Origin of the sequence: Treponema primitia, assembly GCF_046533075.1 — a bacterium.
GTDB classification, from domain to species: Bacteria; Spirochaetota; Spirochaetia; order Treponematales; family Breznakiellaceae; genus Termitinema; species Termitinema primitia_B.
The window spans coordinates 17,252-30,587 of record NZ_JAJQRB010000034.1 but is presented as its reverse complement, the minus strand read 5'-3'; the positions used below and the strand labels follow the sequence as shown (position 1 = coordinate 30,587).

Genomic DNA, 13,336 nt, shown 5'->3' with positions numbered 1-13,336 from the left:
CCTTATAAAGCCCATCATTTGCTTAGGCGTTTTTCGAGGATGCGCCGATAATAGTCCGGCGAAAATCCGCCAATAAAACATTCATACGAAAGATCCTTACCAAGTTCAATACTTTCCAGAGCTTTTTTTATTTTTACTTCATAGAGAGTGCGGTTCCCCTCAGCCGCTAACAGGCTTACTCTATAAAAAGCAGGCCAAAAAGCGCCGTCCAAAGAAGCGGCTTCCTTGTAAAATACCTCCGCCTCGCCGGGTTTGTTCGAAAGATAATTATATTCACCTCTGAGGAATTTAGTAAAGGCCGATACCTGTTTTTCTTCGGCAAAAGTAAGGACAATTTCCGTCCCGGCAAAATCCTCCAGACTGAGAAAGCAGACGGCCGCCGCGATAAGCTCGTCCTCCCCGGGTTCCGCCGTTTTATCCGTCCGCGACTTAATGGCCCTAAGAACCCGCTCCGCCGTAGCTTCGCCCTGTTCAAGGAGAGAAGAGATATTTTTCGCAGTTCTGGAAGGCGCTATTCGGGAGGATGGCCTTGGGGGCGGCGAAAATGCCGCCGAATGGGGAGTCTCGGGCCGGGACAGGCACGTATCATACCTTCGGTCTGAACCCAGAGTTCTTCGGTCCGAGCTTTGGGCCCTCCGCTCTACGGCAACGGGTTTCCTGGCCAAGTTAAAGATCCTCCGTTCTGCGGCCCTCCGATCCGATGCCCGCCGGGGTTCCCAGGGAATTTCGGAAAGAATTTCTACCGCCGGATCAGTCAGGGCGGATATTTTTTGAAAATAGAACGCATCGGGACTCTGCCTGTTTTGCAGGAAGGGATGGTTCACCGAAGGGATTTCGGATATACCAAAGAGCAGGACTCCCTCTTCGGTAAGGGCTTTTACCAGGGAATCGAGTATCCTCCGGCGGCCTTCGGCGGAGAAATAGATGAGCGCATTTCTGAAGAGGATGAGATCAAAGGCAAGGGGCTCGATACCATCCATAATATTATGGGGGAAAAAATGTATCCGTTTCTTTAAGCTGCTGCTGACAATATACGTTTCCCCCTCTTTTGTAAGGTATCGGTCCAGGATATATCTCCAGCGGTTTCCATCATTCCTAAAGGCGTTTACCGAATACCGCCCCTGTTTGGCAATTTCTATCATATCCCGGCTCACATCAAAGGCTTCGATTTGAAAATCCAGCTTTTCCACGGTCCGGCTGTAATAGTCCATCAGCATGGCCAGACTGTAGGCCTCACAGCCCATGGAAGTTGCTGCGGAACAGACCCGCAAAGGCCTTTTTCTACGGGCAAACCGGGGCAGAATTTCCTTGAGCAAAAGATCAAAGTGAGGTTCCTCCCGGAAAAAGTACGTTTCGTTAATCGTAAGAAAGCGGGCGATATTGAACCGTTCTTCCGGAGAAGAGAGGAACCGCTCCAATGTGCCGGGAAAATTAAAAATATCCGGATTGGTATTTTTTTCCAGATAGCCCTTCAGTTGCAGCAGGGCATCCTCCGCCGCTTTTATCCCCAGGGCTTTTTCCGTCCAAGAGGACAGTTTTTCCAGCACGTCGTCGCTCATAGTTTTGTTAATTCAATAAGCCGGGGGGCTATACAGTCCAGGGGAAGGACCATATCCACACAACCGGTGCTAAAGGCGGCCATGGGCATGCCGTAGATCAGCGATGTCCCCTCATCCTGGGCAATGGTAATGCCCCCGGCGTTCTTTACACACCGGGTCCCTTCGGCGCCATCGGCGCCCATTCCGGTAAGCACCACCGAAATAAGGCCCTGGCCCAGTAGTCCGGCGGCGCTTTGAAAGAGAAGATCCGCCGCAGGTTTCTGGTTGTTTACCATTGCTCCGTCATTAAAGGTAAATCCCTTGGACTCCAGGAGGAGATGCTTATCCGTGGGAGCCACATAGAGCTTTCCGCTAAGAGGAAGCTCCCCCGCTTCGGCGAGCTTTACCCCCAGGGACGTATAGGAATCAAGCCACTGGACAAATCCCTTATCAAAGCCCGATGTATTATGCTGAACTAAAATTATGGGTACCGGGAAGTTCCCGGGAAGGGCGGCGCAAAGCTGGGTAAGGGCCTTTGGACCGCCGGTAGAAGAAGCGATAACCACGGCGAGGATCGCCCGGTTTTTCACGGTCCTTTTTTCTTCACCATCGGAAAGCTCTTTAGCCAAAAGACGGCGGCCTCTGGTCCCGGCAATCTGCTTAAGGGCTTCGAGGATCTGCAGCCGTTTGAGAGGATTCATTCCGGTGGTAAAATTGTCCTTGGAGTAGAATTCCAGGGCCCCCTTCACCGTCGCCTCGTAGGCCATTTTTGCCGTACTATGGGTGCTGATCACCACCACCGGGGTGGGCAGTATCTTGCGGATTTCCTGTGTCGCCTCAAGCCCGCCCATGACGGGCATCTCGATATCCATGGTGATAAGGTCCGGGTTAAGCATCCGGGCTTTTTCAAGCCCCTCCTTACCATCCGCCGCTTCTCCAACCACGGTAAAATCACCATCGCTTTCCAGAAAATCCCTGAGAATCGAACGTACCAAGCTGCTGTCATCTACAATCAGTGTTTTTATCACCGGCCTCACCTACCCTTCTCCGTCAGGAGATTCCGGATATTCCCCGGCCAGAAGCATACGGGGAATAAGTACGGCCGGATCAATAAAAATATTCATCAAAGGACCGTGAAAGTTGATTCCCGAAAAGAAAGAAACCATATTACCCACCCCAAGTATGGCGGGCAGGGGCTGTATATCTTCCTGGTTAATTTCCACTTCCTTTTCTACCGCGGTTACCAATAATACATTCCGTCTATCCGTAAAACCGTCTTTCTCCATGGCCGCTTCCATAGAAAGACCGTTATTTTCCCCGCTTCCATCGCCAATAAGGGGAACCTGTTGAATTTGAGGTTTAAGGATAAAGCCGTGCCGTATTTCCCGGTCCGCTTCCTTGAAAAAATGGGGTATCGAAAAATACGTATGCTCATCCCGGTCCCGGTCAATAATCTGTTTTACCTCCCAGGGCACGGTAATGAGGGAAGAAACGGCGTATACCGGAACTCCCAGGGAAAAAGCTCCAAATGCGCATAAAAAAAACCGCATAAACGCCCCTAAACCCTGAATTCGCTTACCACCCGGCTGATAATCTGCCGGATATTAAGAACAAATACATTGGTCTCATGCCACCCAAAGGAGGATTCGATGATATCGGTGGTGTCGTTTGTCTCGGTTCCCTGTTCGATCTTTAATAAATCGGACTGAGCCACATCGACAATGTCCACCACATCGTCGATCAGGAAGGCTATCTTTTCCACCGACTCCTTCAAGACCACAACCTTGGATTGGGGGGTGGGGACTTTTTGTATCAAGAGGCCTATATCCACCAGGGCATAGGGCGCGGAATAGCGGTTTATGATTCCCATCACGTATTCCGGCACCAGCGGCAGGGGGTAGACCGTATCAAAGGCGGTAACTTCGCTGATTATCCGTGACGGGAAGGTATAGAATTTCCCCAAAATCGTAAATACGAGATATTTTTCCCCATTAAAAACTTCCGATTCCCCGTTTTCTTCCGGCATAAACCACCTCAGAAGGATTATACAAAAATTTGAAAAATCAATCTATAGCCTGTAAACCGCCGTTATCTACGCTAATTCCGCAATCCGGCTTCTAAGGCTCAAGATACAGGATGGCTCCACCGAAAGCTCATCAATACCCATATTCACGAATTTTTCGGTGAGTTCGCTGTCTGCGCCGAGTGTACCGCAGATGCCGCACCAGATACCTGCCCTGTGGGCGTTCTCCGTCGTCATGCGGATAAAGCGGAGTATTGCTTCGTGGTGGGTGTTACAGAATTCGTTAAGCGAATTGTTTTGCCGGTCTATCGCCAGCGTATATTGGGTTAAGTCATTGGTACCGATGCTGAAAAAGTCCGCTTCCTTAGCAAGAAGATCACTAATCATCGCAGAGGCCGGGGTTTCAATCATGATACCGATAGGTGTTTCAGGGTTGAATGGAATATTTTCTGCCGCAAGTTTTTCCCGTACCCCTGCGGCAATCTTTTTGGCACGGTGCAGTTCGGTAATATCGCTAATCATGGGAAACATGATTGCGGCGTTGCCGTACGCCGAGGCCCGGTAAATTGCCCTTAGCTGGGTTTCAAATAATTCCGGACGGGTCAGGCAAATACGAATAGCCCGCATACCCAAAGCGGGGTTTTCTTCGTGGGGCAGGGCAAAATATTCGACCTGTTTGTCTGCGCCGATGTCCAGGGTGCGGATTATTACCTGCTTGCCCTGCAAATTCTCCACTACCTTACGGTAGCTTTCATACTGAATATCTTCACTGGGGTAATCGCTGCGGCCCAGGTACAAAAATTCGCTGCGGAATAATCCTACCCCTTCGGCATCACCGGCAATAACTGCCTCCACGTCCGCTACCGAACCGATGTTGGCGAATAACTTTACCTTTTTACCGCTTTTAGTAAGCGTGGGCTTACCCCGGAACTTTTCAAGGCTATCCTTTTTATGCTCAAGCTTTTTTCGTTTTTCTTCAATGGCAGTTATGGCAGCCGCGTCCGGTTCAATGTAGAGAACCCCTGTTTCACCGTCAAGCGCCACGTTCTTGCCGCCGAATCCCGGCGCGAGGGTTGCGCCTAAGCCGATGATTGCCGGTATCCCCATAGTGCGGGCGAAGATCGCCGTGTGCGAGTTTGCCGCTCCCTGCTGGGACACAAGCGCCAGCACATGACTGCGGTCAAACTGAGCGGTTTCACTTGGACTAAAGTCGTCCGAAGCGAAGATTACCGGCTTTTCGCCAATGCCTACGGCTTTCTGTGTACCGTACAGTACCCCAATGAGCCGTCCGGAAACATCATCAACATCGGCGGCGCGTTCCTTCATGTACGCATCGTCCATATCGGCAAATTCCTGAGCAAGCCGCTTGCCGCAGGTCTCCACCGCATATTCGGCGCAGACTTTCTGTGTTTCGATCATCTTGATAATCGGGTCGATATAGTCCGAGTCGTCAAGCATCATCCGGTGGATTTCAAACAACAGCGCGTTTTCCTTGCCGATTTTTTCCACCATACTGTTTGCCAACCCATCCAACTGGTCGCTTGTGGTGCGTTTTGCCGCATACAAGCGTTCAAGCTCACCCGCAACATCGGTGATAGGCTTTTTTTCAACCACAAGGTTTGAACGCTCAAAGAACACCAGCCGCCCCACAGCTATACCATCTGATACGCCTTTCCCTTGCAGTGTAATCATGACGCCCCCCTACAGAGTAGATTCGATGAAAGCTTTTGCCGCTTCACTTGCAGCGTCCTCGTCCGTACCTTCTGCCTTTATGGTAATTTCCTCACCCTGTTTCACACGCATCTTCATTAAAGCTAACAGTTTTTTTCCGTCACAGGAGTCTTCGCCCCGGTGAATGGTGACATTGCTGGAGAAAGCCGCTAACTTTTTGACCAGCAAACCCGCAGGCCGTGCGTGAATACCCACCGGGTCCTTAATAGTGTAGTTAAATTCTTTCATAATTCTTCTCCGTTACTTGCTATGACTTTTTTATACCACCCAAATGATTTCTTTTTACTGCGTTTTAATGTACCGTTGCCATCATTGTCCCGGTCAACATAGATAAAGCCATAGCGTTTAGACATTTCGCCGGAGGATGCGCTGATGATATCGATACAGCCCCAAGTGGTATACCCCCATAGTTCTACGCCGTCTTCCTCAATTGCCGCCTTCATCGCCTTGACGTGTTCACGGAGATACTCGATGCGGTAATCATCGTTCACGCTGCCGTCCGGTTCGATCTTGTCCACCGCGCCCAGGCCGTTTTCTACGATGAACACGGGCTTCTGATAGCGGTCGTAGAGGAAGTTGAGCGCCACGCGTAAACCCAGCGGGTCAATCTGCCAGCCCCATTCGGAAGATTTGAGGTGCGGGTTTTTGATACCCCCAAAGATGTTACCGGAACCCTTATCGCCGGCCAGGGCAGCATCCGTGGAGACGGCGGTGGAAGAATAGTAACTGAACGACACAAAGTCTACGATGTTTTCGGCAAAGAGCTTTTTGTCATCCGCCGTGATATCAAGCTTCACACCGTCTTTTTCAAGCTGCTTTAAGATAAAAGGGGGATAGCTGCCCCGTGCCTGAACATCGGTAAGGTAATAGTTTTCACGTTCCATCCGCATCTTTTCCCAGGTGTCCTCCGGCTTGCTTGAGTAAGGGTAAGCCGCCATTGAAGCAACCATGCTGCCGATTTTTGCGGCGGGACTGATTTCGCGGCAGGCCTTAACCGCCAGGGCGCTTGCCACAAGCATATTGTGCGCCGCTTGGCAGGATAGCTGTTTTTTCTGGGCAGGATTATCCACTATGACGCCGGCCCCCAGGAACGGCATGTGCAGTGTCATGTTAATTTCGTTAAAGGTAAGCCAGTACCGCACCTTATTTTTGTACCGCGCCAGGACGGTGCGGACATAGCGCTCAAACAGGGGGATGACCTCACGGCTTGCCCAGCTGTTGTACTTCGTGGTAAGGCTTACCGGTACCTCCCAATGCGACAGGGTAACAAGGGGCTCAATGCCGTATTTTGCAAGCTCGTCAAACATACTGTCGTAGAACGCCAGACCGGCCTCGTTAGGATCGCCATCACCGTTCGGAAAAATCCGCGCCCAGCATATCGAGGTACGGAACACCTTAAAGCCCATCTGGGCAAAGAGGGCTATGTCCTCTTTGTAATGATGATAAAAATCCACGGCGATGTGCTCGGGGAAGTAGCCCTCCGGCTTTGCAATATTCTTTTTAATTGCGGCCGGGTCGAGTATCTCGGCGATACGTCCCTTGCCGCCATGAATAACATCGCACGTTGCGATCGACTTACCGTCTTCCAGGTAAGCCCCCTCAGCCTGATGAGCGGCAATTGCGCCGCCCCACAAAAAATTTTTCGGAAATGCCATATTGATAACTCCTTTTATTCCAGATACAGCACCACATCGCCCACGGCGGCCTCGCCGGATTTGGCTAGGGTGATCTTCTTATAGCTTTCAGTGTTGGTGATTACCACCTGGGTTTCCAGGCTGTAACCGGCGCGGGCTATCACGTCCTTGTCGTACTCAAACAAAAGCTGCCCCGCCTTGATTACATCGCCTTCGTTGATGTGCATCGTAAAACCCTTGCCGCTAAGTTTCACCGTGTCGATGCCGCAGTGAATCAGAAGTTCAATACCATCGTTTGATTTAAGGTTTACCGCATGTTTTGTGTCGAACACCATATCCACCGTGCCGTCAAAGGGCGCAAAAATCTTGCCGCCCAAGGGCATAATGCACACTCCTTTACCCAATACTTCTTCCTGGTGAGCGGGGTCGGCGGACTGCTTGATCGCCATCACACGCCCCTTTGCGGGAGAGAGGATTTTGAGCGCCGCGGCCTTGTTTACATTCGAAGTATCGATCACCGTCGCCTCCTCCTCTTTAAGTTCGGCGGCGTCAGGCTTGTAGGTGGCGTAGACAAGGCCGAAGGCGGCCGCCAACGAAAGAAGGCTCATACCAAACGCGATAAGGAAGTTCATCGTGGACCCGGCGTAACCGGGCAAAAGATAGCTGGGATAGGTAAAGACACCCAGCGCCCCCATCTGCGCGGCTATACCGTAACCGCCCGTGTTGATGCTGCCCAGAAGTCCCGCAAGTGCGCCAAAGACCGCACCCGAAATACAGGCAAGGATGAACGGCTTTTTTTTGGGCAGTGTGAAACCATAAATAATCGGCTCTGTGATGCCGAATATGCCCGCTATCCCTGCGGCAATGGCGGCGGAACGGCGCTCGGCGTTTTTCATGCGGAGCGCCATGGCGAACACCGCACCCATCTGCGCGATAACGGCAATTTGCACATAAGCCAGGATGACGCCCACGTGGTTATTCGCGAAAATAGGATTCGGCACCGTCGCTTCCTGAAGGCCAAGCGGCACAATTGCCCAGTGCAGTCCAAAGATTACCAGCACCTGCCAAAACCCGCCCATAATCAATCCGATAATAACCGGCCCGATAAAGTTGATTGCCACAATACTTTTAATCCCGTTCTGAATACCGAGACCCACCACGCCGAATATAGGACCGATGATGAGGAACATCAGGGGAATTACAATAAGCAGTGTGGCAAAGGGCGCCACAAAATTCTTTATGGACGAAGGCAACGCCTTTCTAAACCATTTGTACAGTACTGACGCGCCGTACACCGCAAAAATCGAGGGAAGCACCGTACCGGAGTAGCGCATCATAACGAAGATATCCGCATTGAAGAACTTATGCACACCCCATGGACCAAAAGGATACAGAGCCACGATTTCGGGGTAGACAAGGGATGATCCTATAACCATACCGACTATCGGGTCCAGGCCGAAACGTTGCGCCGAAGTGAACGCAATTAATATAGGCAGGAAATACATGAGAGCATCTCCCGCCGTATAGATCACCGTGTAGGACATATCGCCGGATGCGGCCCATCCGGGAAATACCACGGTCAGGATGGCAATCACGCCCTTGATCATGCCGATGCCCATCAATGCGGGCAAAATCGGGGCGAACACGCCGCTTATCGTGCCGATAAGGCTATTGCCGACTGAACTCAGCGTTACGGGCTTCTTTTCATCACCCGCATCCGCTACCTGCCCGCCTTTGGGAGCGCCTAGCTTTTCCAGCTCGGCATAGACCTCTTGTACATCGTTCCCGATGACAACCTGATACTGGCCCCCCGCCTTTACCACGCTCAGCACACCTACGGCGCCCTTTATCGCCGCATCGGACGCCTTGGCATTGTCTACAAGGGTGAAACGCAGACGTGTGGCGCAATGAACCACATTTTTGATGTTTTCCTTTCCGCCCACGCCTTCAAGAACACCCTGTGCTGTCTTTGCAAAATCCTTTGCCATAGTTTCCTCCAAAATATAAATATTCTATGTCCTATACAATACCGTCACACTAAAGCATATTTTTTGAACGCCTTGGCCAGACCCTTCCGATGGAGTGTGTCCGTAATATCGTCCGCAATGACCTTCAGCTTTTCATCCGCGTTGCCCATGGCAATACCGACTCCCGCAGCTTCGATCATGGTACGGTCGTTGTCGCTGTCCCCAATGGCAATACTGTTTTCCCGCGGTATGCCGTGGTAAGCAAGCATCCTGAGCAGCGCCGCTCCCTTGCTTACCCCCTTTGGGCTAACCTCACCCCCGGACATACCCATAATGGGGATGGAGTTGCGGGCCATTTCACACTCCCCGCCGAATTCCTTCTGTATATCCTCAAAGGTAATGCCTCGTTGGGTCATGAAGACCAGCTTGAGAACATCCTTTCGATGCAGCGTTGATTCATTCCGGCTGAGATTCCTGCGAAAAACCGCCCCGGTAAGAAGCTTCTCCAGAGCCAAAGCCGGGGTCCACCTTCTGCCTGCGAAAAGAGCCTTGAAATACGCATCAAAGCCGGGACCGGCAATTACCCGATCCGGTAGTTCCAGCATATAGATGGCTTCATGCTTATCCAAAAAGCCGATGAGCCGATCTACCAGACCGATGTCCATGGCCGTACTGTAGATAAGCTTTCGTCTGCCGCCCCGCAGCTCCGGCGCAGCCTCAATATACGCACCCGAAGAATATACCACACCATCAAACATTGTTTTAAGTAGGGAAGAATTGAGCTCTACCGGCGACCTCCCCGTGGCGAGGTAAAGGATGTGCCCGTTTTTCCTTGCCCTGCAGCAGGCGCAGAAAGCGGAGAAGGGTATAACGTTACGGTCCGCCACTGTACCGTCAAAGTCTAAAAACACTATCCTGCGGCTCACTTTGCCGGCCCGCCCGAGATATGTTTGTTATTGTACTTCCTGATAGATTGCATGGCCTGCCCCGGGAAAAGTCAAAAAAAGACCTAAATCCCTGGAAAGCCGCTTAGCCCACAGCTATCGAAGATTTAGGTTATGCGTAGAGACATCCCATAAAAGGGGAATGTCTTCACTAACAATCCTTAATATGTGATTTAATAATGAAGAATTACTCATATTTTGTCAAGTGTTCACCGCTATCATTGTATGGTATAAATAAGGATGAATAAAGATAAAATCAGGGTTTTGTTGATTGAGGACCACCCGCTGAAACGGCGGGGTTTGGCGGCGCCTTTGGCTACATCATGATCGACACCCACATCCACATCGGACAGTTTGAAGAAGTTTACTACGACCCCCTCACGGTTATGGCTGTTATTACCGCCGCCGGTGTGGATGAAGCGGTCTACACATCCACCACCAGCTGCAAGGATGGCGTTTTGTACACCGAGATTGAAAGGGAAATTACCGCCGTGGTTTCCTGCCACGATCCCCTGCGGATACAACCCTACCTATGGTACAATCCGGATTATGCGCGTCAGGGGCTTACCGTAGAAACAGCTTTTGCAACGCTGCCTTACCGTGGTTTCAAAATCCACCCCCGCGCTCATCTGTGGGATTTGGGCAATACAAAAACTTTCGCGCTTGCGGATGAACTTTTTGCCTGCGCCGCCCAAAAGAGCCTCCCGGTGTTGATCCACACGGGTTACGATACGCTGGACGAAGCGCAAAAATTCGAGCCGTTTTTCAAGCAATATCCCGCTGTTCGGAGTATTCTTGCCCACTGCCGCCCGCTGGATCAGACCATCAGACTTCTGGGGCAATATCCCAATGTGTACTGCGACACCGCCTTTGTGCCGAAAGCGGATTTGCGGCGCATTGCCGCGGCGGGTTTTGCCCCGCGAATTCTGCCGGGTACGGATTTCCCCATCACCCACTATTTTGCCCGGGGAGATACCGGCGGCGCGCCCACGTATGCGGAACTGGCGGAACAGTATGCCGCAGATATTACGGAAAAGACCGACTAAATACGTCAATATTTCTACGATCTATCCCACTTTACAATCCGGTATTTTGTGTCTTTAATATTACCTTCAAGACAATCCATTTGGTCGCAATCATAGTGCATGGTATCACTTTCTTTAAGAGCGGTCGAAAAATCTAAATTTGGATCATCTTTGCATTTCAGCTCTGCCTGCAGTTTAGCTAATTCGTCCAAACCTTCAAAGGTAGTTAAACAAGCGTGTTCTTTTGTACGTTCGCTTTGCCGTAAGTTCTTCCCACGAACCATATCTTTTGGCATTGGTATCCAGCCCTTTACAAAATGGAAGGCATTCCACCTTTGATGCTCAAGCCGGGCAAGGTTATTGCGGGTGGTATCTACAATGCTGCCGTCAGCATCGCGTTCCAATACCTCCGCCGCCCGTAGTTTTTGAGCCTGTTCAAATCCGTAAACACGTCTGAATTCTTCCCCCGCATCTTGCATTTCCGGCTTGTCATAAACCAGGTCAAGGTTCATCATGTTCAGTTTTATACGGATTGAAAGAGCGGCGGAAAGGTTTGATTCACGCTTGAAGTTACCAATTTTACACCATTTGAGGTTGATAAGTTCATCCATTTTTTCAGCCGGTTCTTTAGTACCGGCGCCTGCATAATTTACCGCAATGTGTTTTGCAAGGATGTCCATGTCCCTATTCTCAATATGGTCAAGGGTAAGAATTGCATCTTCAAAACCAAAGGGTTCTATCTTGATTTCGGCATCACCATTGAGTACATCCTCGGCAATAATGGGGGAAAAATATTTCGCGTGGATAAAGATGGCTATACCTTCTTTTATACTCTCCTCGTAGCATCGCTGACGAAATTCCATGGCAATTTCCGCGCTTAACTGGACATTCCCCAAAGCAACAACCACCGATGAAGAACCGGCGTCTTTGACACGGTTTATTATCGTATCATACATTTTTTTTGAAAAGGCGCTGCATTCCATAAAATCAATTCTGTATTTTTCACGGGGCGCCGGAAAATACTTTTCATTGTCCCACTCCTCTCCGCCGGAAAAAATTCCCCGGCATTGGTTCATAAAAGTGCTTTGACTATCCTTTATATCTTTATCAATCACCAGGGCATGATAATCAATCCCTAAAACTTGGTTTGCGGCGATGCTCTGTTTAAGAAATTCACGGTTTATTTTTCCAAAACCTATAAAGACGTGCAGAAAATCAAAATCGTCTTTTAAGCGGGCTTTTTCGGTGTCTATACGTTCAAGAGGAATAAATTTGGTAATAGGGTTATCAAACAAAAAGGAACGCACTGTTATTTCGTAGGGATTAAAAAATTGAATCTTCCCGCCTGCGTTTTCACTAAATTTAAAATGTTCCACCCTTTCAATATTGGTATACATAATGTGGGCGGAAAAATGCAGCTTTTCACCGGCGTTATCCGAAGGGGCGTTAAGGTATTCTGTTATGGTCCTGGCTATTTCAAGATTTTCAACATCATCATCGGAAATAGCAATAAGGATTGTTTCCTTTGAATTAAGGAACCCTGCTTTTTTAAGTATCCCTATACCAAATTTCCCATTGATGACAAGAAAACCCCGGTCAATATACTCTTTTTTTACTTCCTCATTGTTCTCATTGGGGATAATGATAGTACTCCCCTTTTGTTCCGGTGTAAGGCTGTTAAGGAGGGTTTCCTGATGGATACCCTTTCCGGCGATGATCCATGTTTTCTTTGATGAGTGTCTAAGGAAGAACAGGGATAGGGTGTTCCAAAGGTTTTTAAAGAATAGATGTACGGCAAACAGCACGGTACAAATCACCGCGGCAAGATAACAGAGGATGTAAGCAATGCCATACAATAAATTTCCTACAGACAGAATTTCAATTCTATCCATTCCCGTATTAAGAACAAACATTTGTAAGGTGGTGATAATTGCCGAACCGATCTTTATGATTTCCCCCGGATCACTGCCTTCGCTATAGATGCGGCTGCTCCCTATCCAATTAAGTATAAACCCTGCAATAAAAACGGCAGTAAAAAATACTATACGGGGAAGTTCTTTTGTACCATCCTTTACCGGTTTACAGCAACGGTAAAAAAGGGCGCCAAACAGGATAAGGGCGATGGCGATTTGGCTGACCAGGGCTTCTGTATTCATTATTTTTCTCCTGTTAATTTACGCAGATCGGCTATTCGTTGAAATACCTGCACCGTATTAGGATGATCTTTGCCAAGAACCTTTTCCCGAATGGCAAGGGATTTTTGGTAGAATTCCAGCGCCAGAACTTCACCCGCAAAACTTTGGCCATTACCGGAAACGGCGGTATACGTTTTTTCTATACGGTAAACGACCATGTCGTAGAAACTTTCCAAATCCGGCGCGGCAAGATAAGCATTAAGACGGGTATCAATTTGGTCGTTTTCTTTTGTATCACCCATCTTTTACACCCCCTGGACAAAAAATGAGCGTATCCTG

Annotated in this window: 12 protein-coding genes; 1 reads left to right on the top strand and 11 read right to left on the bottom strand. The window is 49.6% G+C overall.

Going from position 1 to position 13,336, the window contains the following annotated elements:
* Positions 1–14 precede the first annotated feature (14 nt).
* The 9 genes from LQZ19_RS06360 to LQZ19_RS06320 all read right to left on the bottom strand — a co-directional run bounded on the left by LQZ19_RS06360 (position 15) and on the right by LQZ19_RS06320 (position 9,819).
* Positions 15–1,559: a CheR family methyltransferase gene (locus tag LQZ19_RS06360; RefSeq protein ID WP_411046825.1), complete on the bottom strand. Its 1,545-nt coding sequence runs from the start codon at positions 1,557–1,559 to the stop codon at positions 15–17.
* Positions 1,556–2,566, bottom strand: coding sequence for a chemotaxis-specific protein-glutamate methyltransferase CheB (cheB, locus tag LQZ19_RS06355; RefSeq protein ID WP_411046824.1), 1,011 nt, complete (start codon positions 2,564–2,566; stop codon positions 1,556–1,558). The genes LQZ19_RS06360 and cheB overlap by 4 nt, the downstream gene beginning before the upstream one ends.
* A gap of 9 nt (positions 2,567–2,575) precedes the next feature.
* On the bottom strand, positions 2,576–3,088 hold the full coding sequence (locus LQZ19_RS06350) for a hypothetical protein (RefSeq protein ID WP_411046823.1): 513 nt from the start codon (positions 3,086–3,088) through the stop codon (positions 2,576–2,578).
* A gap of 8 nt (positions 3,089–3,096) precedes the next feature.
* Positions 3,097–3,564: a chemotaxis protein CheW gene (locus LQZ19_RS06345; protein WP_411046822.1), complete on the bottom strand. Its 468-nt coding sequence runs from the start codon at positions 3,562–3,564 to the stop codon at positions 3,097–3,099.
* A 66-nt stretch (positions 3,565–3,630) separates the two neighbouring features.
* Positions 3,631–5,253, bottom strand: a complete 1,623-nt coding sequence (gene ptsP, locus LQZ19_RS06340; protein WP_411046821.1) for a phosphoenolpyruvate--protein phosphotransferase — start codon at positions 5,251–5,253, stop codon at positions 3,631–3,633.
* 9 nt (positions 5,254–5,262) lie between these two features.
* On the bottom strand, positions 5,263–5,520 hold the full coding sequence (locus LQZ19_RS06335; RefSeq protein ID WP_411046820.1) for an HPr family phosphocarrier protein: 258 nt from the start codon (positions 5,518–5,520) through the stop codon (positions 5,263–5,265).
* A complete protein-coding gene (locus tag LQZ19_RS06330; protein WP_411046819.1) occupies positions 5,517–6,947 on the bottom strand; it encodes a 6-phospho-beta-glucosidase in 1,431 nt (476 codons plus the stop codon). Before LQZ19_RS06330 ends, LQZ19_RS06335 begins: the two co-directional genes overlap by 4 nt.
* Positions 6,948–6,961: 14 nt before the next feature.
* Positions 6,962–8,914, bottom strand: coding sequence for a glucose PTS transporter subunit IIA (locus LQZ19_RS06325; protein ID WP_411046818.1), 1,953 nt, complete (start codon positions 8,912–8,914; stop codon positions 6,962–6,964).
* A 44-nt stretch (positions 8,915–8,958) separates the two neighbouring features.
* On the bottom strand, positions 8,959–9,819 hold the full coding sequence (locus LQZ19_RS06320; protein WP_411046817.1) for an HAD hydrolase family protein: 861 nt from the start codon (positions 9,817–9,819) through the stop codon (positions 8,959–8,961).
* A gap of 341 nt (positions 9,820–10,160) precedes the next feature.
* On the opposite strand from LQZ19_RS06320, the gene LQZ19_RS06315 reads away from it, so the two are divergent.
* Positions 10,161–10,883 (top strand): amidohydrolase family protein, encoded by a 723-nt coding sequence (locus LQZ19_RS06315; RefSeq protein WP_411046816.1) that lies wholly within the window; start codon positions 10,161–10,163, stop codon positions 10,881–10,883.
* Between the two features lie 14 nt (positions 10,884–10,897).
* On the opposite strand, the gene LQZ19_RS06310 is transcribed toward LQZ19_RS06315, so the two are convergent.
* Together LQZ19_RS06310 and LQZ19_RS06305 are read right to left on the bottom strand one after the other, a co-directional pair.
* Positions 10,898–13,018: a Rossmann-fold NAD(P)-binding domain-containing protein gene (locus LQZ19_RS06310; protein ID WP_411046815.1), complete on the bottom strand. Its 2,121-nt coding sequence runs from the start codon at positions 13,016–13,018 to the stop codon at positions 10,898–10,900.
* Positions 13,018–13,299, bottom strand: a complete 282-nt coding sequence (locus LQZ19_RS06305; protein ID WP_411046814.1) for a tetratricopeptide repeat protein — start codon at positions 13,297–13,299, stop codon at positions 13,018–13,020. Before LQZ19_RS06305 ends, LQZ19_RS06310 begins: the two co-directional genes overlap by 1 nt.
* Positions 13,300–13,336 lie beyond the last annotated feature (37 nt).

Coding starts and splice junctions, on each gene's coding strand:
- LQZ19_RS06350 (WP_411046823.1), bottom strand. CDS start 3,088: ATGCGGTTTTTTTTATGCGCATTTGGAGCTTTTTCCCTGGGAGTTCCG.
- ptsP (WP_411046821.1), bottom strand. CDS start 5,253: ATGATTACACTGCAAGGGAAAGGCGTATCAGATGGTATAGCTGTGGGG.
- LQZ19_RS06330 (WP_411046819.1), bottom strand. CDS start 6,947: ATGGCATTTCCGAAAAATTTTTTGTGGGGCGGCGCAATTGCCGCTCAT.
- LQZ19_RS06315 (WP_411046816.1), top strand. CDS start 10,161: ATGATCGACACCCACATCCACATCGGACAGTTTGAAGAAGTTTACTAC.
- LQZ19_RS06305 (WP_411046814.1), bottom strand. CDS start 13,299: ATGGGTGATACAAAAGAAAACGACCAAATTGATACCCGTCTTAATGCT.
- LQZ19_RS06360 (WP_411046825.1), bottom strand. CDS start 1,559: ATGAGCGACGACGTGCTGGAAAAACTGTCCTCTTGGACGGAAAAAGCC.
- LQZ19_RS06345 (WP_411046822.1), bottom strand. CDS start 3,564: ATGCCGGAAGAAAACGGGGAATCGGAAGTTTTTAATGGGGAAAAATAT.
- LQZ19_RS06325 (WP_411046818.1), bottom strand. CDS start 8,914: ATGGCAAAGGATTTTGCAAAGACAGCACAGGGTGTTCTTGAAGGCGTG.
- LQZ19_RS06335 (WP_411046820.1), bottom strand. CDS start 5,520: ATGAAAGAATTTAACTACACTATTAAGGACCCGGTGGGTATTCACGCA.
- LQZ19_RS06310 (WP_411046815.1), bottom strand. CDS start 13,018: ATGAATACAGAAGCCCTGGTCAGCCAAATCGCCATCGCCCTTATCCTG.